The sequence below is a fragment of the Acidipropionibacterium thoenii DSM 20276 genome (assembly GCF_000423445.1).
Lineage (GTDB): Bacteria > Actinomycetota > Actinomycetes > Propionibacteriales > Propionibacteriaceae > Acidipropionibacterium > Acidipropionibacterium thoenii.
This window is the reverse complement of record NZ_AUHZ01000023.1, coordinates 1-23335: the sequence shown is the minus strand read 5'-3', so window position 1 is coordinate 23335 and position 23335 is coordinate 1. Positions and strand designations below refer to the sequence as shown.

At 67.6% G+C, this 23335-nt stretch carries 15 protein-coding genes and 4 pseudogenes; 10 read left to right on the top strand and 9 right to left on the bottom strand.

Annotated elements, in window-relative coordinates:
* Window positions 1-188, bottom strand: a pseudogene (locus tag G554_RS0108350) (ISL3 family transposase); the annotation flags it as partial.
* Window positions 189-414: 226 nt separating this feature from the next.
* Here G554_RS0108350 and G554_RS0108345 point away from each other — a divergent pair.
* Together G554_RS0108345 and G554_RS0108340 are read left to right on the top strand one after the other, a co-directional pair.
* A pseudogene (locus G554_RS0108345) lies at window positions 415-1656 on the top strand (SLC13 family permease); the annotation flags it as partial.
* Between the two features lie 107 nt (window positions 1657-1763).
* On the top strand, window positions 1764-2255 hold the full coding sequence (locus G554_RS0108340; RefSeq protein ID WP_027587549.1) for a universal stress protein: 492 nt from the start codon (window positions 1764-1766) through the stop codon (window positions 2253-2255).
* A gap of 396 nt (window positions 2256-2651) precedes the next feature.
* On the opposite strand, the gene G554_RS0108335 is transcribed toward G554_RS0108340, so the two are convergent.
* Window positions 2652-3530 carry a LysR family transcriptional regulator gene (locus G554_RS0108335; protein ID WP_027587548.1) on the bottom strand — a complete coding sequence of 293 codons (879 nt, stop codon included), beginning with the start codon at window positions 3528-3530 and terminating at the stop codon, window positions 2652-2654.
* Between the two features lie 83 nt (window positions 3531-3613).
* Between G554_RS0108335 and G554_RS0108330 the strand changes: the two genes are divergently transcribed.
* From G554_RS0108330 to G554_RS0108320, 3 genes are all read left to right on the top strand, one after another.
* Window positions 3614-4912, top strand: a complete 1299-nt coding sequence (locus tag G554_RS0108330) for an MFS transporter (RefSeq protein ID WP_245570000.1) — start codon at window positions 3614-3616, stop codon at window positions 4910-4912.
* Window positions 4913-4979: 67 nt separating this feature from the next.
* The gene (locus G554_RS15475) at window positions 4980-6092 is read left to right on the top strand and encodes a TerC family protein (protein ID WP_084648419.1); all 1113 of its coding nucleotides are present in this window, start codon (window positions 4980-4982) and stop codon (window positions 6090-6092) included.
* Window positions 6093-6184: 92 nt separating this feature from the next.
* A complete protein-coding gene (locus tag G554_RS0108320; RefSeq protein ID WP_154654230.1) occupies window positions 6185-7813 on the top strand; it encodes a polysaccharide deacetylase family protein in 1629 nt (542 codons plus the stop codon).
* A gap of 491 nt (window positions 7814-8304) precedes the next feature.
* Here the strand turns inward: G554_RS0108320 and murJ are convergent, their stop codons facing one another.
* The gene (gene murJ, locus G554_RS15470; RefSeq protein WP_027587545.1) at window positions 8305-10416 is read right to left on the bottom strand and encodes a murein biosynthesis integral membrane protein MurJ; all 2112 of its coding nucleotides are present in this window, start codon (window positions 10414-10416) and stop codon (window positions 8305-8307) included.
* Between the two features lie 116 nt (window positions 10417-10532).
* Window positions 10533-11807 carry an aspartate kinase gene (locus G554_RS0108310; protein ID WP_027587544.1) on the bottom strand — a complete coding sequence of 425 codons (1275 nt, stop codon included), beginning with the start codon at window positions 11805-11807 and terminating at the stop codon, window positions 10533-10535.
* 124 nt (window positions 11808-11931) lie between these two features.
* Between G554_RS0108310 and G554_RS17835 the strand changes: the two genes are divergently transcribed.
* Window positions 11932-12366 carry a DUF1707 SHOCT-like domain-containing protein gene (locus tag G554_RS17835; protein ID WP_051232740.1) on the top strand — a complete coding sequence of 145 codons (435 nt, stop codon included), beginning with the start codon at window positions 11932-11934 and terminating at the stop codon, window positions 12364-12366.
* Between the two features lie 328 nt (window positions 12367-12694).
* Here the strand turns inward: G554_RS17835 and G554_RS17270 are convergent, their stop codons facing one another.
* Window positions 12695-13033 (bottom strand): transcriptional regulator, encoded by a 339-nt coding sequence (locus tag G554_RS17270; protein WP_084149411.1) that lies wholly within the window; start codon window positions 13031-13033, stop codon window positions 12695-12697.
* Between the two features lie 944 nt (window positions 13034-13977).
* Here G554_RS17270 and G554_RS18115 point away from each other — a divergent pair.
* Together G554_RS18115 and G554_RS0108300 are read left to right on the top strand one after the other, a co-directional pair.
* Window positions 13978-14331, top strand: coding sequence for a hypothetical protein (locus G554_RS18115; protein WP_127843522.1), 354 nt, complete (start codon window positions 13978-13980; stop codon window positions 14329-14331).
* A gap of 378 nt (window positions 14332-14709) precedes the next feature.
* Window positions 14710-14994, top strand: coding sequence for a hypothetical protein (locus tag G554_RS0108300; protein WP_027587543.1), 285 nt, complete (start codon window positions 14710-14712; stop codon window positions 14992-14994).
* Between the two features lie 196 nt (window positions 14995-15190).
* On the opposite strand, the gene ileS is transcribed toward G554_RS0108300, so the two are convergent.
* The 3 genes from ileS to G554_RS0108280 all read right to left on the bottom strand — a co-directional run bounded on the left by ileS (window position 15191) and on the right by G554_RS0108280 (window position 20451).
* The gene (gene ileS, locus G554_RS0108295; protein WP_027587542.1) at window positions 15191-18508 is read right to left on the bottom strand and encodes an isoleucine--tRNA ligase; all 3318 of its coding nucleotides are present in this window, start codon (window positions 18506-18508) and stop codon (window positions 15191-15193) included.
* A gap of 294 nt (window positions 18509-18802) precedes the next feature.
* Window positions 18803-19645 (bottom strand): HAD family hydrolase, encoded by an 843-nt coding sequence (locus G554_RS15460; protein ID WP_036925152.1) that lies wholly within the window; start codon window positions 19643-19645, stop codon window positions 18803-18805.
* The gene (locus G554_RS0108280; protein WP_027587541.1) at window positions 19645-20451 is read right to left on the bottom strand and encodes an HAD family hydrolase; all 807 of its coding nucleotides are present in this window, start codon (window positions 20449-20451) and stop codon (window positions 19645-19647) included. The genes G554_RS15460 and G554_RS0108280 overlap by 1 nt, the downstream gene beginning before the upstream one ends.
* Before the next feature lie 303 nt (window positions 20452-20754).
* On the opposite strand from G554_RS0108280, the gene G554_RS15455 reads away from it, so the two are divergent.
* Together G554_RS15455 and G554_RS17265 are read left to right on the top strand one after the other, a co-directional pair.
* Window positions 20755-22251 carry a threonine/serine exporter family protein gene (locus G554_RS15455; protein WP_425393350.1) on the top strand — a complete coding sequence of 499 codons (1497 nt, stop codon included), beginning with the start codon at window positions 20755-20757 and terminating at the stop codon, window positions 22249-22251.
* Window positions 22252-22410: 159 nt separating this feature from the next.
* Window positions 22411-22815 (top strand): annotated as a pseudogene (locus G554_RS17265) (ISL3 family transposase); the annotation flags it as partial.
* A gap of 13 nt (window positions 22816-22828) precedes the next feature.
* Here the strand turns inward: G554_RS17265 and G554_RS0108270 are convergent.
* Window positions 22829-23335, bottom strand: a pseudogene (locus G554_RS0108270) (hypothetical protein); the annotation flags it as partial.

The following is a 23335-nucleotide window of genomic DNA, read 5'->3' as shown; positions in this document are numbered from 1 at the left end:
GGTCTCCCTTCGCAGCCGCAGCGCCGGCACCACTGGTCGGGCTCGACCACCTGGCAGGCCAATACGGCACGATCCGGCTCGAGTCGCTGCCCGGTGACAACGAGGCCGAGTTCGTCGAGGCGGCAGAAGGCAGTCAGGTCGGGGCTGGCGAACGCATCAGCGCGCCCGCCGACGGTAGCGTCGTGCACGTCGAGGTCTTTCGGGCTGAGTGTGTAGGAGCTCTCATCCTCGGGAGACCTCGACCTCTATCCGGCCACCGACGCGCCGGCCCGCCGCGCGACGTGCGCTACACCCTCATCTGGGAAGAGCCATCATCGTCCGCCAGCTCATCCACCGAGCCTGGACCACCCACCGCTGGAACACCCGACCCACCCGCAAACCATGACCTACCGGCGGAACCTCTAAGGTGTCGGGGTGCTGAACTCCTGGCCCGCTGAGGCCACCGCGGCGGTCATCCTCGCGATCGTTCTGGTGTTCGCGGTCGTACGCCCGAAGGATCTCCCTGAGGCAGTGCCGGCTGTCCCGGGTGCACTCCTGCTCTGCCTGTTGGGGGCCATCAGCTGGACGGAGGCCTGGTCCCAGGTCAGTCACATGCTGCCCACCATCCTCTTTCTGGCCGGTGTCCTGATGCTGTCCCACCTGTGTCAGCGCGAGGAGATGTTCGACCTCGCCGGACGGATGATGGCCAAGGGAGCCCAGGGCAGCCCGGTCAAGCTGCTGGCGCTGGTCTTCGTGACCGCATCTGTGACCACTGCTCTGCTCAGCCTGGACGCCACCATCGTGCTGCTCACCCCGGTGATCTTCACCACCGCCTCGCGGGTCGGAGCGCGGCCGAGGCCCTACGTCTACGGCACCGCCCATCTGGCCAACTCTGCCTCTCTGCTGCTCCCCGTCTCGAACCTCACGAATCTGCTGGCTCTCTCAGCGGCGGGACTGACCTTCCCCCGGTTCGCCGCACTGATGGTGGGCCCCTGGCTGGTGGCAATACTCATCGAGTACATCGCACACCGCCGTTACTTCGCCACCGACCTGTCAGTCAGCGCCGGGCTCGATGAGCAGGATGCACACGACCAGGAGGAGGACGATCGCCCCGACAGCGGTCCTCGCGAGCAGGACACTCAGGACCGGGAGACTGCGGTTCCGGTGTTCTCCCTCGTCGTTCTCGCGCTCACCCTGACCGGCTTCGTGGTGCTGTCGACTCTCGGCGCCGAGCCCTTCTGGGCAGCCCTGGTGGGAGTCCTGATCATCGCCGGAAAGAGGCTGGTGAAGAACTCGCCGAAACCCGGGGAGAGACTCGCGGAGGTCAAAGAACTCGGGTGGGCCGCCAACCCCTGGTTCCTGTTGTTCGTGATGAGCCTGAGCATCATCGTGGCCACCGTCGTCGATCACGGTGTGGCCGCCGCGATGCGCACCGTGATCCCCAGCGGGGACGGTCTGGTGAGCCTGCTCATCATCTGTCTGCTCGCTGCCCTGCTGGCCAACCTCGTCAACAACCTGCCGGCCGTCCTGGTGATGCTCCCGCTGGTCTCCGGATCGGGTCCGACCGCGGTGCTCGCCGTCCTCATCGGCGTCAATGTCGGTCCGAACCTCACCTACGTGGGTTCCCTCGCCACACTGCTGTGGCGCCGCATCGTCATCGCCCACGATCACCGGGCCGAGACTGCCGAGTTCACCCGGCTCGGCCTCATCACCGTGCCCGCCTGCCTGGTGGGATGCACTGTGGCATTGTGGGCCGCAGCCACACTCATGGGAGCGAGCTGACGATGAGAGTTACCGCCTGGATCGGCCCCGGCACCTGGCCCGCCGTCATCGATGCCCTGCGCGATCATCACCGTGCCGACCAGATCACCCTGCTGGCTGCCGCCGACGACTCGGAGGTTGTGCCGCCGGGCGTCGAGAGAGCACTGATGGGGAGGGGACGCCGCCGCCCTCCACGCGACTTCGCGCGAATGGCTCGCCAGCAGGCGGAGGATCTGCTGACCAGGGCGAGCGCCCGGCTGAGGACGGGACCTGACGGCGACACCATTGAGTCCGGCACGATGATCGTCACCGGAGTTGCCGAACGGGCGATCACCCGCGCAGTGGAGGATGCCGACTGGCTCGTGATGGCTCGCGACGGGGACCGTACCCGGCTGGGCCCGCGGAGCCTGGGACGGGCCGCCCGATTCGTCCTGGACCACGCGCCGTGCACCGTTGAACTCATCTGGCCCTCGCAGGCACCAGGGATCTCCACGATCCCACCGCCTCCCCAGTAGGTGACCCCTGGGCTGAACGGCTCGCGCGATGCTGCCTGGAGTGAACATTTCACTCGCGGAAGTGGCCTCTCCGTCGCCCCCAGCGCACCAAGACCGGCTCCGCGAGTGGGAGTTCCACCCGACGGGGCCCGTCACGCCCACACCAACCCGTTCCGCGAGTGAAACCTCCACCTCCCCGCCGACAACACCGCCGCGAGCCGAGATCCGGGAACTACGCCCCCACCACCGTCAGATGCAGCCAAAGTGCTGCGCGCCGAACCCCCAGGTGAACATTTCACTCGCGGAAGTGGCCTCTCCTTCGCTCCCAGCGCCCCAAGCCCAGTTCCGCGAGTGCAACCTCCACCTCCTCGGAAACAGCGCCACAACCGAGGTCCCAGCAACGCCGCAGCCGAGGCCTCAACCGGCCAGAGCATGGCGGGCGGTGGCGAGCAGGAGTCCGGGGGTGGAACGGACATCCTGGTCGGCCCGCCAGACCAATCCGACCTCCCTGGTCCGCTCGGTGAGCAGCGGCACGAAGACCGTCCCCGCCAACTGGAGGTGGGGATCCCCCGACGGCAACAGCGCCACCCCGACCCCGGCCACCACCAGACCCACGATGGTCGACAGCTCATCGGACTCGTAGGTCACCGGAATGTCCAGTCCCTCGTCCCGGGCGACCTTCTCCAGCAGATCCCGGGAGTTCAGACCGGTCGGGGTCGAGATGAATCTCTCCCCGGCGGCCTCCGAGAGCCGGACCGCGGTACGGCCGGCCAGCGGGTGATCGACGGGGACGCACAGGGCCAGCGGCTGGCGCAGCACCTCCCGCCAAGCCAGCCCCTCCCCGGTCGGTTGCGGGGAGCACAGCGCGACATCGGACTCGTCGGCGATCACCCTCTCGAGCAGTTCGGTGCCGATCCCCTGATGGAGCCGGATCTCGGCGCGCGGGTGGTCCCGCACGAACCGGTGGATGACGAGGGGCGCCAGCCAGGTGCCCAGGGAGTGCATGAAGTCGAAGCGCACCAGCCCGGTCTCGGGGTCCAGCAGCCGACGCACCTCGGACTCCCCCAGATCCAGCTGGGTGACAGCCGCCCGGATCCGCCGCCTCAGCACCTGACCGCGCGAGTTGAGGGCCAGCGAGCGGCCGTGACGGTCGAACAGGGTCGTCCCGATCCGGTGCTCCAGGCGGCCAAGACGCCGTGACAGGGTCGACTGCGGAATTCCCAGCACAGCTGCGGCATCCCCCACGTGCTCGGTCTCGGCGAGCTCCAGGAACCAGGACAGGTCGTCGGACAGCACATCGTCAGCTTATCCGCCATATGCATCAGAAGCGGCGTTCAAATGCATTTCCATTCGTGCAGGTGCGGACCGACAGTAGATGGGTGACGTTCCCGGCCGCTGTCCCCTCTCGCCGTTCATCAGAGGATTCCCTGTCCGGAGTCCCCCGCACCGGCGACCAGCCACTCGTCGAGGGGCTGCGCCACGGCCAGCCCTCCTACCACCGAGCCTCGCTGGCCCTGCTCTTCGCCGGCCTGGCCTCCTTCAACGCGATGTACTGCACCCAGGCCCTGATGCCCGAGCTCTCCACCGACCTGCACGCCTCCCCGGCCCAGTCCGCACTCACCGTCTCCGCCACCACCGGCATCCTGGCCCTGGCGATCCTGCCGGCATCGATCCTTTCGGAACGACTGGGCCGCGGTCGGGTCATCGTCTTCTCCGCCCTGGCCGCCACGATCGTCGGCCAGCTGCTGGCCTTCGCCCCCAGTCTCGGATGGCTGGTGGCCGGCCGCGGCCTCCAGGGGCTGCTGCTGTCGGGTGTCCCCGCGACTGCGATGGCCTGGTTGGCCCAGGAGATCCACCCCAAGGACCTGCCCAGGGCGATGGGACTCTATGTCGCCGGCAACTCGGTCGGCGGTCTCATCGGGCGACTGCTGCCCTCGGGAGTACTCCAGTTCGCGGGATGGCGCACCGCCCTGAACGTCGACATGGCGCTGGCTCTGACCTTCAGCATCGTGCTGGCCGTGATCCTGCCGAAGGAGCGCCGCTTCAGGCCCAAGGTCCTCCACCTGCGCTCGGAGATCGCCACCATGGTGCGCCAGTGGCGCGACCCCCGGCTGGCCGGCCTGTTCGGCGTCGGGTTCATCTTCATGGGGGTCTTCGTCTCCCTCTACAACTTCCTCGGCTACCGACTCACCGGCCGTTTCGGGATGCCGCCGTCGCTGGCCGGCCTGGTCTTCCTGCTCTACCTCTTCGGCACCCTCGCCTCGGCGCGGGGCGGGCGGATGGCGGCCCAGCGGGGACGCGGCGTGGCGATCCTGGTGGGCACCGTGCTGTGCGTGGTGGGCCTGCCGATCGCCGCGATCGGCAACCTGTGGGTGATGCTGCTGGGGGTGGCCGCCCTCACCTACGGCTTCTTCACCGTCCACGCGGTGGCCTCCGGCTGGGTCGGTGCGCTGGCCCCCGGCAGCCGGGGGGAGGCGTCGGGGATGTACCTGACCTGCTACTACCTGGGCTCCTCGATCCTGGGGTACCTGTCGGGCCACGTCTTCCACGCCGCGGGCTGGGCCTGGCTGATGATCTGGCTGCTCGCCCTGGTGCTGGTCGGCTGCCTGCTGGCGGGAAAGGTCGCGCGGTCGGCGAAACCGGGAACCGATCCGGGGGCTGCGGCGTCCCACCCCTGAGTCTGTCCGGAGGATCCTCCGGTCCCGGCCAGTCACGCACCCGAAGATCCGCCCACCTAGGAGCCCCATGAGCCCCCTCGTCTGGACCCTCACCATCGCCGGTCTGATCGCCCTGCTGGCGGTCGACTTCATGACCCACATCCGCAAGGCCCATGCACCGAGCCTCAAGGAGGCCTCGATCTGGTCGGCGGTGTTCGTCAGCGTGGCGCTGGTCTTCGGGGTCGGGGTGTGGATCGCGGCGGGTCCCGAGCTCGGCAAGGAGTACTTCGCCGGTTACGTCACCGAGAAGGCGCTGAGCGTCGACAACCTCTTCCTCTTCCTGGTGATCATGACCAGCTTCGCGGTGCCCCGTGAGAACCAGCAGAAGGTGCTCATGTTCGGTGTGGTGTTCTCGCTCATCGCGCGCACCGGGCTGATCCTGGCCGGCGCCGCCCTGGTCAACTCCTTCGCCTGGATCTTCTACATCTTCGGCGCGATCCTGCTGGTCACCGCGGCCGGCATGCTGCGCGGCCATGACAAGGGGGAGGACGCCGACGCCGGCGACAACATCATGGTCCGGCTGGCCCGCAGGGTGGTGCCGGCCGTCGACCACTACGACGGCGACAGGATGACCACCTTCGACAACGGCAGGCGGGTGATGACCCCGATGATGCTGGTGATGCTCGCCATCGCCGGTACCGACGTCCTCTTCGCGGTGGACTCCATCCCGGCGATCTTCGGCCTCACCCAGAACGCCTACATCGTCTTCACCGCCACCGCCTTCTCCCTGCTGGGGCTTCGCCAGCTCTACTTCCTGCTCGACGGGCTGCTGGACCGGCTGGTGCACCTGTCCTACGGGCTGGCCGTCATCCTCGGCTTCATCGGCGTCAAGCTGGTGCTGCACGCCCTCCACGAGAACGCCCTACCCTTCATCAATGGCGGCCATCCGGTGCACGTCCCCGAGATCTCCACGAACCTGTCGCTGCTGGTGATCCTCTCGGTGCTGACGGTCACCGTGATCACCTCACTGGTCTCCAGCAACCGCCAGAAGAGGCGCGAATCCCCCCGGGACGGGTTGGCTGAGTCCCCCGCCGGGGAGTGCGACAGCGTCCGATCCGGGCAGGAGAACCGCACCTCGGGCAGCGGCGCGGCGTCCTCCAGCTCGACGACAGGGCGGGCCGAGGGACCTCGGCAGGCGTGAGTCCGGCCGCAGCCGCCTGAGAAGTCTGAGAGTTCCCGGAGCCGACCTCGCCGAAACCGGAGATGTCGGACCGGGACTGTAATCTATGGGCCGTGAGACTTTCGCGACGCGCCTTCTGCGGAACAACGATCGGACTGGCAGCCACCTTGTCGGTGGCGGCCTGCAGCGGCAACGACGCACCATCGAAATCGCAGGAGGACAAGGCCTCGAAGGCCGCCGCGGAGGCCAAGTTCACGTCTGCGGACGCCGCCCTCATCAAGGGCTCGACGCCGACCTCGCTGAAGGCCAGCCAGCCACGCGCCATCAGCGCCCAGGTGCCGCAGATCCCGCTGGCCCGCAATCTCTCCCAGGCCCTCGAGGTGGTCCGGGAGCGGACTCTGCGCCAGGCCGGCTGGAAGAACGCCAGCTCGGTCACCATCACCAGCCAGTACATCGCGGCCTCCACCGACGTCATCGGCGTCGAGGTCCGTGCCGCGGTCACGGTCGCCGGCCGGACCACCACCACCCCCACCACCCTGTGGTACGACGCCACGATGTCGCAGACCTTCTCCCCCTCGGTGCTGATCTCCTGGCCGGGCTGGGATGCCTTCGCCAAGGCAGTCGCCGACCGGGCCGCCAGCCAGGGGCTGGACGCCGGCAAGGCCGCCAAGGCCCTGCAGGATGTCGCCGCCCCCTACGGCACCGGCCCGGCGATGGGTTTCGGCACCGATCGCGCCTTCATCGTCTCCTTCCCCCCCGGTGTGCTGGGCACCGACTTCGTCCAGGTCACCGTGGACCGTCAGGTGGTCTCCCCGCTGCTGTCGGATCTGGGGGCCAAGGCCGAGGGGGCGTCGAATCACCCCAGTGCCTTCTCCGGGACGCCGTCGACCACCACGGTCTGGTACAAGGCCCCGAACGACCGCCCGGCGCCCTCGGCCTCCCCGAACCTGCACCCGCTGCCCGGTGACTCGACGGCCACCACCGACAATGACCAGTCCAGCCCGTCCGCATCGGGCTCCGCCTCGGCTTCCGGCTCGGCCTCTCCGGCGCCCAAGCCGATCGCCCACCCGACCACCGCGGTCGGTATCGACTGCAACGTCGTCAAGGCGGTGGCGCTGACCTTCGACGACGGCCCCGGCTCCCAGACCGACCAGGTGATCGACGACCTCAACAAGGTCAAGGGGGCCGCCAGCTTCTTCCAGCTGGGCCAGGCCATCGTCGAGCACCCGGAGTTCACCACTCTGGTGGCGGCCTCCGGATTCGAGGTCGGCAACCACAGCACCACCCACCCCGACCTGTCCACCCTGTCGTCCGACGGTGTGCGCCGGGAGCTGGCCGGCAACCAGGACAGGATCAAGAAGCTCATCGGGCGTGATCCCATGCTGATGCGTCCTCCCTACGGCGACCACAACGCGACGGTCGACCAGGTCGCCCAGGAGCTGAACCTGGCGATCGTCAACTGGAGCGTGGACACCGAGGACTGGAAGACCAAGAGCACCCAGAAGACCGAGGACAAGGTCTTCAAGGACGTGCCGATCTACACCGGCCCGATCATCCTGATGCACGACATCCACGACTTCACGGTGGCCGCCGTCCCGACGATCGTCTCCACTCTCACCAAGGAGGGCTACGTCCTGGTGACGGTCTCCGAGCTGACGCTGAACACCGGGGGGCTGAAGACCGCCCACGGCTACTGCCGGACCACCACGCTGTCCCAGAACGGCTACCTCTGCAAGGGATGACGGTCCGATCACCCGGGCAGGTGACCGGATGGGCCGGGGGTCGGCGCCGCCCCACCCCACCGCCTGAGGGCTGTCGTGCACCCCAGCGGGACGAGGTGTCAGGGGCGGTCAGCAGATGTCGCCGATCGGCAGAAGTTCCCTTCCAGTGAAATCCCGGACTGGTTCGGCACCTGGGGGTTGACCGGGATACCCGTACCGCCTAACGTGTGTGGCACCACGGGAACTCCCCCAGATCCCGTGATGGTGTCCATCGCGCCCTCCCCCGGCAGTGGTGGACCGCGGGAGGTCGCGAGCTTCGCGCCGCGGCCTCCCGCTTTCACGTCCTGACCCAGTTTGCGCCCTCTCAGATGGCTGTCGGGCCGTGTCGACTGCGCAGATCACTCCGCAGACGGGCATGGCTGCAGGCACAGCTGCACGACCCCCCGTCTGCGGAGTAATCTGCGCACCTCCCCGATGGAACGACCGCCTGCGCAGCGCGGGTCCGGGCCGATTCAGGCCCTGCGGAGCCGGCGCAGCTTCCGGGTCATCGGTTCCAGGAAGTCGGAGATCTCGCGGATCCGCATCAGCTTCGCGACCACCACGAAGGCCGCCAGGAAGGCCACCCCGCCGACAGCCAGCACCATCAGGGAGTACAGCCTTCGCACCCCCAGCGGGTCCATCGCCCAGACCGCGGCACCGGCCGGGATCCCGGCGATCACCGAGGCCACCAGCAGTTTGATCCACAAGCCGGTGACAGTGCGCATCCCCAGCCCGTTCATCTGCCGGGAGGCCACGACCATCCAGACGATCGCCACGATGAAGTTGCTGATGGTCTGGGAGGCGGCCACGATCCACAGTGCCGAGCTGGCCGGCAGCACCAGCACCAGGGTGGCCATCAGCAGCTGGGAACCCGACAGGATCACCTGCATCACCAGATTCTGGCGGCCGTCCTCGCGGGCGAAGCAGTACCGCTGCTGGAGGGTCGAGATGCCGAACGGCAGCAACCCGACGCCCATGATCGCCACCGCTCCTGCCAGCGGCAGGACCTGGCCGCGCTGGAGACTCCAGATGGTCTGGACCCCCGGCACCGCCAGCACCACCATCGCGATGGAGCACGGGATGATGAGCACCGCCGGTGAGGTCAGGCCCTTGCGAACCAGGGACCGCAGCCCGGAGGTGTCGCCGTCGGCGAAGGCCGAGCTCATCCGCGGGAAGAGGGCGGTGAGGATCGAGACGGTGATCAGGCCGTGCGGCAGCATGAAGATCAGGAAGGCATTGTCCAGGGCGCTGATCGAGGACACCTCGGGATGGTGCACCCGCACATAGGACAGCATCTTCTTGGTCGCCATCCCGACCATCTGGGCGATCAGCAGGGCCGAGAAGGTCCACACCGTCAGCCGGGCCGCAGCCCCCAGGCCGTAGCCGCGCACCCCCCAGCGGGGACGCCAGCGGAACCCTCCGCGCCACAGCGGGATGATGAGGAACAGCCCCTGGACGGCGATCCCCAAGGTGGTGGTGCCGGCCACCACCCAGGCCATCTGGGCGGTCCAGTCGCCGGGATTGCCGTGCGCGCCGAACTGGGCCAGGAACCACACCAGCCCACCGATCTGAATCACATTGGCCAGCACTGGGCTCCACATGAAGGCGGCGAACTGGCCCCGGGCGTTGAGGACCTGGCCGAGGATCGCGTAGAGCCCGTAGAACAGGATCTGCGGCATGCAGATGAAACCGAAGAAGACCGTCAGCGCCCGGGCCGGACCCGATCCGGAGAAGTACAGATCCAGCAGCCAGGGGGAGGCCACGGTCGCCAGCACCGCCACGATCGCGACCGCGACGAAGGAGACCGTCAGAAGCCGGTCGACGAACTCCCGACCCCCGTCGGAGCGTTTCATCGCCTTGACGATCTGCGGGATGAGGATCGCATTGAGGACCCCGGCCGACAGCAGGTTGAAGATGACATTGGGCAGTGTGTTGGCGGCCTGGAAGGTGTCCAGGGCCAGCGAGGTGCCCACCATCGCAGTGGTGAGAAGTGAGCTGCGGACCAGTCCCAGCACCCTCGAGACCATCGTGCCGGCCGCCATCACGGCGCTGGCTCGTCTCAGCGAGGCCGACTCCCGGGCCTCCGCGGAGGCCTGTTCGGCGGTGGCCCGGGCCAGATCGGTCCCGGATGCCGACAGCTGCGTCTCAGCTGCCGCAGGAATGGGTTCGGCAGTCGGCGTGCCGGCCTCGGGTCCCGGCTCGCCGGCAGACCCGGGAATCCCGGGAGCACCGGTTCGGGGGGATCCGGCTCCCGTCAGATCGGGTAGGCCGGTGCCGGGCTGCCCGATGTCGGGAACCTGCCGGGTGGGCTCGTCGAGGCCGGCCGCGGCTGACGGCCGGGGGGTCTGACCCCGGGCGCTGCGGGCCTGCGCCTGACGCTGCAGGTCGGTGCGCCGGTCCAGCTCCAGCCTCTCCAGCTCCTGGATCCGCGAGGCGATGTCGGAGCTGAGCATGGTGGCATCCGGGTCCACCGAGTCGTAGACGTCGAAGGTCGGCACCGGGGCGATGGAGTCCTGGGGGACGTCCAGCAGGTCATAGACGTCGGGAGGAGTGCTACCCGCGGCAACCGGGCCGGACGGCGTCATCCCCTCCTCGGTGCCGGAGCGGGGCGAGCCGGATGCCGGCGCCTCGGACAGATGGGGGCGCCGGGGAGGTCGCGAGCTCGGGTCGGCGGGCTGCTGACTCGAGCCCCGACGGCCGGTCAGCGTCCCGTCCCCGCGTAGACCACAGCCTCGCCGTCGGCGTCCAGGCCGAAGGCGGTGTGGGCGACCCGGACCGCCTCGTCGACCTGCTCGGCGGCGACAACGACCGAGATGCGGATCTCGGAGGTCGAGATCATCTGCAGGTTGATGCCGGCCTCGGCGAGGGCCTGGAAGAAGGTGGAGGTGACGCCGGGGTGGGAGCGCATCCCGACACCGATCACCGAGACCTTGCCGACCTGGTCGTCGTAGAGCAGCTGCTCGTAGCCGATCGAGGCCCTCGCCTCGCGCAGCGCCTCGACGGCGGTGCGGCCGTTGTCCATCGGCAGGGTGAAGGACAGGTCGGTGCGCCCGTTCATCACCCGGGAGGCGTTCTGGACGATCATGTCGATGTTGATGCCGGCGTCGGCGATGATGCCGAAGATCTGGGCGGCCCGGCCGATGGCGTCGGGGATTCCGGCGATGGTGATCTTCGCCTCCGAGCGGTCGTGGGCGACCCCGGAGATGATGGCCTCTTCCATGGCTGGTCCCTTCGTGATGTCAGCAAGGTCTTTGACCCAGGTGCCGGGCTTGTCGGAGAAGGAGGAGCGGACGTGCACCGGCACGTTCTCCCGGCGGGCGTACTCGACGCAGCGCAGGTGCAGGATCTTGGCGCCGCAGGCGGCCATCTCCAGCATCTCCTCGTAACTGATCTCGGGGATCCGTCGCGCCTCGGGGACGATCCTGGGGTCGGCGGTGAAGACCCCGTCGACGTCGGAGTAGATCTCGCAGTACTGGGCGTTGAGGGCGCTGGCCAACGCCACCGCGGTGGTGTCGGAGGCGCCGCGACCCAACGTGGTGACGTCCTTGGTGGTCTGGGAGACCCCCTGGAAGCCGCACACGATGACGACATTGCCGGCGCTCAGCGACTTCTCCACCCGACCCGGGGTGATGTCGATGATGCGCGCATTGCCGTGCGCTGCGGTCGTGATGACCCCGGCCTGGGAGCCGGTGTAGCTGCGGGCCGGCACGCCGAGATCCGACAGCGCCATCGCCAGCAGGGCCGCCGACTGGCGCTCACCGGTGGTGAGGAGCATGTCGAGCTCGCGAGGGGCCGGCTGGGGGGAGACCTTGAGGGCCAGGTCCATCAGGTCATCTGTCGAGTCGCCCATCGCCGAGATGACGATGACCACCTCGTTGCCGGCCCGTCTGGTCGCGGCGATCCGGCGGGCAACACGTTTGATCGACTCGGCGTCGGCCACCGAGGACCCGCCAAACTTCTGGACGACGCGCGTCATCAATCCTCCCGTTGGTGCGGACACCGCAGTCTATCCGGCGTCCTGCGGTGCTCGGTGCACCGGCCACTGGTCGAAGCAGAATGTACCCGCCGCAGGGAGGACCGGGCTGAACTACCCTCAACCCATGGATCCGAACCTGCGCATCGGCGACTCCGACCGTGACGCCGCGGTGGCGGCGCTGCGCGACCACCACGTCGCCGGACGGCTCACCGCCGAGGAGTTCGACGACCGGATGGCCGCCGCCCTGGCCGCCCACACCCGGGCCGACCTGGACGAGCTCTTCGGCGATCTGCCGAAGGACCCCTCCAGCCTCGTGGTGGCGACCCCGATCCCCTCGAAGGTCGAGACCTCGAACCGGCGCAAGCCCCTCGAAGTGGTCTCGGCCCTCACCTGGCCGGCGGCACTGATCTTCTGCTTCGCCACCGGCTGGCAGTGGTGGTGGGTGATCCTCATCCCGGTCTTCCTGGTCCCGGTGCTCACCGGGGGCCACAGCTCCCACCGGTCGCGGGATCGGCGCAGGCTGGAGGGCCGGTCCGACGACTCGAGCGGCAGTGAGTGACCCGGAGGGCCAGGTCGAGCGGGGTGTCATGCGGATATCCAACGCTTACGTCCATGCGGGTTACGCGGATCTCATGAGGTAGCTCAATGCCCCCGGGCACACCTGCGCCTGAATGACGCGGCCGAACCCAGTTTTCTAGCGACGTCGCCTTCGCGACCAAATAACAGCCATGATACAAACAGCGAAAGCAAGCAGAGAAAGAACGCGACCATATACCAACCCCGGAGAGTCACACAAAAGAGCGACTACAAGACAGGCCACCGAAAATACCAACAGAATTCCGGTCGAACTATTGCCCTTTCTGTCCACCAAGCTCTCACGGCTTATACTATTTTTCATTCGGACCATCCCCTTGGTGAGTCCCAGATATTTCTTCGAGAAGCGCCACTTGTCCGTCAAACGCCGCTCTTCCCTGTGGCGTGAGCTCCAGTTCAGTGAGGACCTTCCGGCCCTCTTGTATCTTGTGGACGTCAACGTAGCCTGCGCCTTCCAGCACCGATACATGTTTACTCATCAGCGCGGAGCTGATCCCTAGAATCCTTCTGAGTGCTGAGAATGAAACTGTATCCTGACGCGAAATAGCCGCAGTAATCGTAAACCGTATCGGAGATGTAAATACTTTGTCCCAGCGTTTTAATAACGTATTTGGATCAGTCATTTCATCCATAGCCGAACCCCCATGTAGAGTTGGGGAAGGATCGATACAACGCCAAGTACCACAACTAGAAAAACAAGCGGACTCGCGGATCCCGGGTGAGACTCCAAAAGACTTGGTGCAACAGCTCCAGAGACCGCAGCAGTTCCTATGGCCATGCGTTTATTCCAGATCCTTCTAAATCTGTCAAGACTCCCGAAACCTTCGGGAAGGCCCTCTCGAAGTGCAGAAGCGACCCAACCTCCCAAGAACGACACCGCGATCCCCGAGGCCAACAGCACGAGTGCTGTCGTCCAACGCCACGACGACCCGAACATCGCAATGCTGATGATCACGAGGAGCGTCGCCTGCAGGACGGACATGCCGACCAACAGAGCTCCATATGGGCGCCGCGGCATCCGAGCCGCCTCTCGCTGCGCAGCTCTCGCCTGATCCAGACAGCTCTGGGCCATCAGTGAGCTTGGCCTCTGCATGAGCGACCTCCAGACCGTTGAATTTCCTTCAACCCTACACTCCTCGTTGACACCCCGTCACCCGAAGGATACCGTGTCCACATCTCGAGAGCATGTTCCACGAGAGACCGGGCAGCGCACCCGCACCTCATACCACTTCAACGAGGAGGCCAAGCCCCGATGAGAATTCCAGTCAAGATCACAACAATGTTGGTCGGCACCATGGTTGCACTTACGTCATTCCTACCATCTGCCAGCGCCACATCGTCGCCAGATGCTGACCGTGCGACGGCTGACACTGCCACACAACTGGCCCAAACCACTGACAGTGGCCCGCATCGTGTGTCCCCAAAGACGGAGACAGTATCTCCCGGCACATACCTTATCAAATATTCATTGGATTCCGGTCATAGAACAGTAAAACTCGATCTTAGAATAGGTACTGACTACAGCCTATCAACCACTCAACATCCTTCGGCTCTCGCTCTAAAGAACCGCTCGGGAATGACGATCGACACCGTCGACCTCAGCAATTTGGCCGCCAACCGAGGCATCGTGTTCACCTCGCTGTCGTGGAAACTAGTGAACTCGCGCGAAGCGACGTTGACGATTTCTGAGAACCAGGTTCAGAGCACGTCTGACAGTTCAAATGTCGATGCCAGAAGAGCGAGGGCGCCTCACAAGGCATGGTACAACTGCATGACAGACGCTGGAATCAGTGGCGCAATTGCTGGTGCGGTCGCGGGTTGTGCTGCAACCATCGAGATCGGATGCGTTGAGGGAGCGATTGCCGGCATTGGTCCATCTGGGATCGCTTCCATGATCGCAGCCCTCTGGACATGCCGGAGCAAGTACTGACAGAGTTCTCCAACACTGGTTTCGATGGGTGAGGGCGCTTGCCGGGCGGTCAACCCGGCAAGCGCCCCAGCTCATAGTATAAATCCCGGAATAACGGCAGCGCTCCAGGGCCCGGGAAAATGAAAATTCGGTTCTCCTTCCTGCGGTGCATTGAGTTTGGAGTGTGAGGAGTAGGACGGTAGTGGCGATATTGGTAGCCTCACCCCGCCGGTCGACGCTGGCGAAGTCCGATTGCTGATCGTCGCCATCACGTGTGGGCTCCGATTCAGCGCAGCCTTGCCCGCGGGCAAAGTCGTACTGGTTGGGAAGTCCGTTGCCGCGACCTTCGAAGGCGCCACATAGATCGTCGAGACTGCCTGGCCACACGGGCTGTTCGGCATGGAAGCCATCTGGAGAAGCTTCCTGCCGGTGGTCTACTCGATCGACCTGGGGGCCTACGCCGTCAACTTCCCCATCGCTCAGCTGTGCGCCTCGATCACCGCATCAGGCAACCAGTTCCCCAAGCACATCTACGCGGATATGGCGATGTTGCTTGGAGGAACACAGCGAGGCTCGTACCGCCACCCGGCGGTGGCGCGGGCCATAGAGAGTGTGCTCGATCGGCTCGGCGTCCACCATCATGACGCCGAGGAACTGGCAACTGTCCCGGAAGAGTCCAGATGAGTAAGACCTGGGCACTGGCCATTCACAGGAGCCGGGGTTGGTGCAGATTGCCTGACGCCTACGTCCATCCGAACCGCCTGTGCACCGCGACTCGTAGCTGCCAAGACCCTTCGGGACTCCAACCGGGACCCCCGGTCCGCGGATCACGGACCGGGAATCCCGGTTGCACGGCACGCAGGTCGCCGGGTCCCGGCCCTCAGGCCTTGACGACCTTGATCGACAGCCCCAGATCGGACTCGGTCGCCCAGTCCTGACCGGCCTCGGCCTCCTCCATCGAGGTGGCCAGCACCTCGTCGGCGATCTCACCGGCATGGTCGCGGATCGCCTCGGCCAGCTTCTCGCCGGCGTGCCAGCTCAGCGAGATCCGGTCGGAGACCTCCAGGCCGACGTGCTTGCGGGTGTCCTGGATGAACCGGACGGCCTCACGGGCCAGACCGGCGCGGGCCAGCTCCGGGGTGATCTCCAGATCCAGGGCCACCGTCTCGCCCTGCTCGTTCACCACGCTCCAGCCCTCGCGGGGACGCTCGGAGATGATGACGTCGTCGGGCCCGATGACCGCGCTGCCGCCTTCGGCCTGGGGGACGTCGAGGGTCACCTGGCCGTCGGCGGCCAGGTCGGCCGCCAGCTTCCCGGCGTCGACCGCCGCGATCGCCGCAGCGACCCTCGGGGTGACCTTGCCGAACCGCTTGCCCAGGGACCGGAAGTTGCCCTTGGCGGTGTGGTCGACCAGATCGCCGGAGGAGCCGAAGGACTCCAGCCGGACCACGTTGAGCTCGGCACGGATCTCGGCCTGCAGGGACTCGTCGAGCCGGGCCAGATGGGATCCGGAGATCAGCGCCCGACTGAGCGGCTGACGCAGCTTCACCTTGGCCTCGGCGCGGGCGCCACGACCCAGCTCGACGACCCGGCGGGCCAGGTCCATCGACTCGTCGAGGCTCTCGTCGATGACCGACTCGTCGACGGTCGGCCAGCTGCTGAGGTGCACCGACTCCGGGGCGTCCGGATCGGTGGCCACGAAGAGGTCCTGCCAGACGCGCTCGGTAATGAACGGGGTGATCGGGGCCATCAGCCGGGTGAGCACGTTGAGGGTCTCGTGGAGGGTCCACAGGGCGCTCGGGTCGCCGTCCCAGAAGCGACGACGGGACCGGCGCACGTACCAGTTCGACAGCTCGTCGATGAACTCCTGGAGGAGGGCACCGGCGCGCTGGGTGTCGAAGTCGTTGAGCGCCTCGGTGACGTCGCGCACCAGCACATTCGTCGACGAGACCAGCCATCGGTCGAGGACATGGCGCTTGTCAACGGCGGGGGCGGCCGCTCCCGCGGGGGACCAGTTGTTGGCCCGCGCGTACAGGGCATGGAATGAGACGGTGTTCCAGTAGGTGAGAAGGACCTTGCGGACCGTCTCCTGAATGGTGTCGTCGCCGACCCGTCGTGCGCTCCACGGCGACCCGTCGGCGGCCATGAACCAGCGCACCCCGTCGGCGCCGTGCTTGTCCATCAGCGGGATGGGCAGCAGGATGTTGCCCAGGTGCTTGCTCATCTTGCGGCCGTCGGCCGCCAGAATGTGGCCCAGGCACAGCACGTTGCGGTACGGCGACTGGTCGAAGACCAGGGTGCCCACCGCCATCAGGGTGTAGAACCAGCCGCGGGTCTGGTCGATCGCCTCGCAGATGAAGTCGGCCGGGAAGTGGGCCAGGAACTTCTCCTTGGAGCCGGGCACGTGCGGGTAGCCCCACTGGGCGAAGGGCATCGAGCCGGAGTCCAGCCAGGCGTCGGCCACCTCGGAGACCCGGTGGTAGGTGTGCCCGTTGCGCTCGAAGGTGATCTCGTCGATGAACGGGCGGTGCGGGTCCAGCCCGGTGAGGTCGCGTCCGGCGTACTCCGACAGCTCGGCCAGGGATCCGATGCAGATGACGTCGTCGCGGTCGTCGTCGTTGCGCCACAGCGGCAGCGGGGTGCCCCAGTAGCGGGTGCGCGAGACGGCCCAGTCGATGTTGTTCTCCAGCCAGTCGCCGTAGCGGCCGTGCTTGATCGTCTCGGGGTACCAGGTGGTGGCCTCGTTCTGGGCGATCAGCTGCTGCTTCATCCGGGTGGTGCGGATGTACCAGGAGGGCTGGGCGTAGTAGATGAGCGGGGTGTCGCAGCGCCAGCAGTGCGGGTAGGAGTGCCAGTGCATCTCCAGACGCCACAGGATGCCGCGCCTCTCGAGGTCCTCGCACAGCGGCTTGTCGGCGGTCTTGAAGAACATCCCGCCGACCATCGGGATGTCGGCCTCGAAGGTGCCGTCGGGGCGGATCGGGTTGACCATCGGCAGCCCGTAGGCCCGGCAGGTGACCAGGTCGTCGGCGCCGAAGGCCGGTGCCTGGTGGACCAAGCCGGTGCCGTCCTCGGTGGTGACGTAGTCGGCGAGGATGACGAAGTTCGCGTCGGCGGGGGTGGTGCGTCCGTCGGTGGTGCGGTGGTCGGTGGCCGGCCACTTCACCCAGTCGTAGGGGCGCTGGTAGGTCCAGAACTCCATCTGCGCACCGGTGAAGGACTGTCCGGTGCGGGTCCACTCGTCACCCAGGACGGCGTCGAACAGCGGTTCGGCGATGACCAGGTCGGTGCCGGGCTCGACCTTGCCCAGATCGGCGGCCACCTTGTCGGTGGCGGCGTCGGCGTCGGACTCCTTGGCGTCGACGGGCTTGCGGCGGGCCACCACATAGGTGACGTCGGGGCGCACCGCCACCGCGGTGTTGGAGACCAGGGTCCACGGGGTGGTGGTCCACACCAGCAGCTTCGCCTGGCCGGCCAGCGGCCCGGAGGTGAGCGGGAACTGGACGTAGATCGAGGGGTCGCGGTCGTCGTGGTAGCCCTGCGCCAGCTCGTGGTCGGACAGCGTGGTACCGCATCGCGGGCAGTAGGGGGCGACCCGGTGGTCCTCGCCGAGCAGACCCTTGTCGAAGATCTGCTTGAGCCCCCACCACACCGACTCGACGTACTGGGGGTTCATCGTCCAGTAGGCCTCGTCCATGTTCACCCAGTAGCCCATCCGGCGGGTGAGCTCGGTGAAGGCGTCGACGTGGCGGGAGACCGACTCGCGGCACTTGGCGTTGAAGGGTTCGACGCCGTACTTCTCGATGTCAGGCTTGCCGGAGAAGCCGAGCTCACGCTCGACGGCCAGCTCGACCGGCAGTCCGTGGCAGTCCCAGCCGGCCTTGCGGTCGACGTGGTAGCCCTGCATGGACTTGAACCGGGGGAAGACGTCCTTGAAGACGCGGGCCTCGATGTGATGGGTGCCGGGCTGGCCGTTGGCGGTCGGCGGACCCTCGAAGAAGTTCCACGGCTCGCCGTCCCTGGTGGCCTCCAGGGACTTCTCGAAGGTGTGGTTGGCGTCCCACAGGTCGATGATCTCGTGCTCCATCGCCGGCAGGTCGATCTGGGGGGGCACCGCCCGGTAGGAGCCTGGTGAGGTGCCGTTCGAGGCGCTGGGTGTGGTGCCCGCGCTCTGCTGGGGGCTGATGGCGTCGCTCATCGCGATGGTCGCGTCCTTCGTCGTCCGATCTCGACGAGGGACGAGCTCCCGGAGGTCTCCGGGGCACCCGCGGTACCACCCTCATTGCAGCTGGGTCCCGGTCCGGGCCGCCAGCTGCCACTTCCTTGCATCGCTGCCGGTTCTAGTGAGCCACGTGGCCGTCCTGTCGGCCGGCCTCTCGAGGAGTAGGTGCCTTTCGGCCCAGGACTCCACGATCACCCGGCGAGACGCCACGTGTCCGTTCTTCCGGCGGCTCCGGGGTGATGGCCCCATCGACGCCGTGCGACGCGGCGATCATACGCCAAGCTGCCGTTGCCCGGCGAGCGGCTCCGCCCGGACCTCCGCCACCAGCGACTCGATGATCTGGGCGACGCCGTCCTCGGCATTGGAGGGAGCCCGGTGGTTCGCCGCAGCCAGTGCGGCCGGGACCGCATTGGCCACCGCCCAGGATCGCGGCGCCCAGGCCAGCAGCTCGACGTCGTTGTCGCCGTCGCCGAAGGCCACCACATCGGCCCGCGTCATCCCCAGCCGTTCGGCCAGCATCGCGACCCCGGTGTCCTTGGTGACCCCGGCCGCGCTGACCTCCAGCATCCCGGCCCCGGAGTTGGTGATGTGCACCTCGGCCGGGTCGGCGACCGTCTCGGCGATCCGCGACAGCTGCGGCACCGACAGGCGGGGATGGCGGGCGACCAGTTTGAGGCAGTCGGCCCCGGTCACCTCGGCCAGGCTGAGGGTGGGCATCTCGGCGGGGTCGCGGTGGTGGTCGGAGAAGACGCACAGATCCGGGTAGCCGGCCTGGGAGGCGAAGTACTGGCCATTGTCCTGAATGGCGGCGAAGACCGTTCCCGGCGCGGCCTGCGACAGTGCGGTGGCGAACCGGCGCGCCACTGCCGAGGTCATCGGCAGGGCGAACAGCACGGTCTGGGCGTGCAGGTCCCAGCAGATCGCACCGTTGCTGCACAGCGCCCACCTGCCCAGCCCCTCGCGGATCCCGGTCAGCCCGTAGAGCTGGCGGGCGGTGACCGGCACCACCGGCGCCCCGGCCGCCTCGGCGGCTGCGATGGCTGCCCGGGTGCGCGCGGAGATGGTGCCCTCGGGAGACAGCAGGGTGCCGTCCAGATCGGTGGCGATCAGCATCAGGCGGCCTGTTCGACCAGGGACTCGACGACCTGGGCGAAGCCCTCCTCGGCCAGTGGCGGGGCGATGTCGGTGGCGGCGTCCTTGGCCAGTTGCTGGCCGTCGGCCATCGCGAAGGAGCGACCCGCCCAGGCCAGCATCTCGGCGTCATTGCCGCCATCCCCCAGGGCGACGACGTCGGCGCTGGTCATCCCGAGCAGACTGCACAGCCGGTCCAGGCCGTGGGCCTTGTCGTGACCCTCGGCGCACACCTCGACCATCGGGAAGCCGGAGTTGGAGGTGTGGGCGCCGGGAACCCGCAGCGCCAGGGTGCGGGAGATGAACTCATCGGTGCTCATCTCGTCGGTGCGCACCATCACCTTGAGGCAGTCGTGGCTGAAGATGTCCTCGCGGTCCACCTGGACGAACTCGGCGGGATCCTTGACGAGCTCATCGGGGCGCATCTGATCCAGATAGTGCTCGGTGACCGCGAAGACCCGGCCGTCCTCGCGGACCGAGGCGAACTGCGCATGGGGGGCGTACTTGAGGACCGTCTCGGCGAAGGAGCGGACCGTGGCAGCCGGCGTCATCAACGAGAACAGCACCTTCATGTCGTGGGCCAGATCGAAGGCCAGCGACCCGTTGCTCACCACCGCGTAGCGGGAGAAGGCGTCCAGCACCGTCTCCAGGCCGCCAATCTGGCGCCCGGTGGTCGGCACCACCGGGATTCCGGCCGACTCGGCCACCCGGATCGCGGCCCGCGACCGTGACGAGATGGTGTTGTCGGCTCGGACCAGGGTTCCGTCGAGATCGGTGGCAATCAGCACGGCTCCAGCCTATCGGGGCGACGCCGTTGCGGCCGCGGGGCATCGGACAGGGCCGTCACAGGGAGGCCGGGGGCCGGGAAGATCTGTGTCGGATCCTCGGCGGACCCCGCCCGGCGACCCGACTGAACCCGGCCACCCGGGGGCCCGGGTTGAGCCGACTCGTGGAGCTGTGCTGAAGTAGCCCCGGAACCCGGTACGGGTGGAGGAGGCGACGCGGTGAGAGCTCAGCAGAGCGATTGGCCCCATCGCTCCCGCAGCCTCTGGCGGATCCCCCTGGAGCGCTACCTGCGGGGCACCAAGCCGGTGGACCCGGGCAGGGATCTGGCCGCGGCGCGCGACGACATGGCCGCCGCCGAGGCCCGCAGGGTCTTCGACCTCATCATGCGGGTCACCGCGATCGCCATCTCGGTGGGCGCCTCCTTGGCCGAGTCGATCGCGATGGCCCTTCGGATTGCCGACGCCTATGGCATCCGGATCCACGTCGACATCACCAACACCTCGGTCATCGTCACCCAACACCGCAGCCTGGACGACGACCCCATCACCGCCCTGCGGGTGGTCCAGGTGCGCGCCCCCGACTACCAACGGCTGGGACGCCTGGAGACCCTGGTCGGCCAGGTCGCCGGCCGGCAGATCGAGCTGGATGACGCCAGGCGCAGTCTCGATGATGTGGTGCGGGCGCCCCGGATGTACCGGCGCTGGTTCGTCACCGCCAACATGGGGGTGCTGGGCGCGTCGATGGCGGCCCTCTACGGCGCCACGGTGTGGGACGTCATCATCGCCTTCCTGGCCACCTGCCTGGTCGATGTCGCAGTCCAGGGACTGGCCAGACGCCGGGTCGCCAGCTTCTTCGTGCAGGCCGTCGGCGGGGCGATCCCCACCGCGGTGGCACTGGGGATGATGCTGCTGGTCTCGGTGGCCGGGGCGCATCTGCCCTTGTCGCCGTCGCTGGTGGTGGCCGCCGGGATGATCTCCCTGCTAGCCGGAACCGGCGCGGTGGCAGCCGCCCAGGACGCCCTGGACGGCTACTACGTCACCAGTTCGGGACGCTTCCTCGAGGTCATCATGCAGACCGGCGGGATCATCTTCGGGGTGATGACGGCCTTGTGGATCGGGCTGAAGCTCGGCGTCCCGAGTCACATCTCGCCGACCCTGCCGTGGACCAGCGGATGGTGGGTGCAGGTGCTGGCCTCGGCGATCGCCTCGATCGCCTTCGGCGCCACCGCTCATGCCGGGCCACGCACCCTGGGGGTCAGCGGTGTGCTGGGAGCGCTGGGCTGGGGTGGATACCTGGTCGGGATGTGGCTGAGCGGATCGATGGTCATCGCATCGGGGCTGGGAGCGGTGCTGATCGGGCTGGTCTCGGCCACCGCGGCCAAGCGCTGGAGGGTGCCGCAGGTGGCTCTGGTGACCATCGCCGTGGTGCCACTGATGCCCGGGATGATGCTCTACCGAGGGCTCTACATGCTGATGGCCGGCCAACTGGGGCTGCCGGCGCCGGGGTCGGGGGCCAGTGTGCTGGCCCAGGCGATCCTCATCGGGGTCGCCCTGGCGGCGGGCTCCAGCCTGGGAGTGCTGGCCGCCCGACCGCTGGCGATCCCCGATGACCGCCGGACCCGCCACGCGGTGCGAGCCTCCTGGTTCCGCGGTGAGGCGGTGCCCAGGGACTGGGTGCCCAGAGGGCGGCGCCATCGCAGCCCCTCCGTGGCCGACCACCCGGATCAGGCCTCCCAGGCCTCCCAGACCACCGCGGATCAGACCTCCGAGGACAGCTCGAGCAGGGCCTCGGCGCGCAGCTGAGCCCCCGGCTCCCCGTTCGCGTCCACCTCAGGGAAACGGGCTCTTCACAGATGAGGGTGTAGCTGTGGTGCGACCTGGGGCGGCGCGTCGGTGTCGGGGTGAGGGTCGAGGTCTTCCGATGATGGGAGTTCTCACACAACCCGTCCGGAAGACCTCGACGTGCCTGACGCTACCTTCACGCGCCCTGACCTGACTACCTTCACCCGCCTCGACGGCCTCGGTCTGGAGGTCACCGGCCAGCTGCTCGAGCCTGACCGGTCCGTGCTGGCGTGCCGGGTCGTGGAGCCGGACGACTGGTGCAGGCGGTGCGGCTGCCAGGGCGTGCCCCGTGACACGGTGAGCAGGGAGTTGGCGCACGAGCCGTTCGGGTGGCGCCCTACCACGCTGGTGCTCACCGTGCGCCGCTACCGCTGCAAGGAGTGCTCGCACGTGTGGCGTCAGGACACCACCGCTGCGGCGCCGCCGCGGGCCAAGATCTCCCGCGCCGGCCTGCGGTGGGGTCTGGTCGGGATCGTCGTCGGCCACCTGTCGATGGCCCGAGTTGCCGAAGGACTGGGCGTGGCGTGCTGGGGCTGTGTCAGGTGCTGGGCCGGGTGTAGGCAGCGGCGCGCACCACATCGTCGTCCTCCAGTCCAGCTCCTATTGCTCCGCCCACGGTGGCCAGGCTGGCGGTGAGCCAGCTGATCTTCGCGTAGTCCAAAGCGTTCACTGGGTGACCGGCGACACCGGCCAGTACCTGCTCGTCGATGAGCAGCAGGGCGCCGAGCCAGGACAGGATGAATAAGCCGAGGTAGAACACCACAACCCCGATGGCCACGGTCGCGGTGGTGGCCAAATTGAACAGGATCAACTGCTCACGTTGGGCTCGCCGCCGTGGGCGCTCCCACAAGTCGGCTCCCAGGATCAGGGTGGCACTCACCGCCCCGATCGCCATCACCGCCAGCAGGACCAGGCGCACCGGCCCGTAGGCCATGGCCAGTACCCATAGGTCCGAGGCCACCAATGTCAGCATGCCGGTGGCCGCTGCCACGACCATCGCCCGGGAGAGCCGGGCCACGAAGGCCCAAGGCTGGTTGGCGCGGAT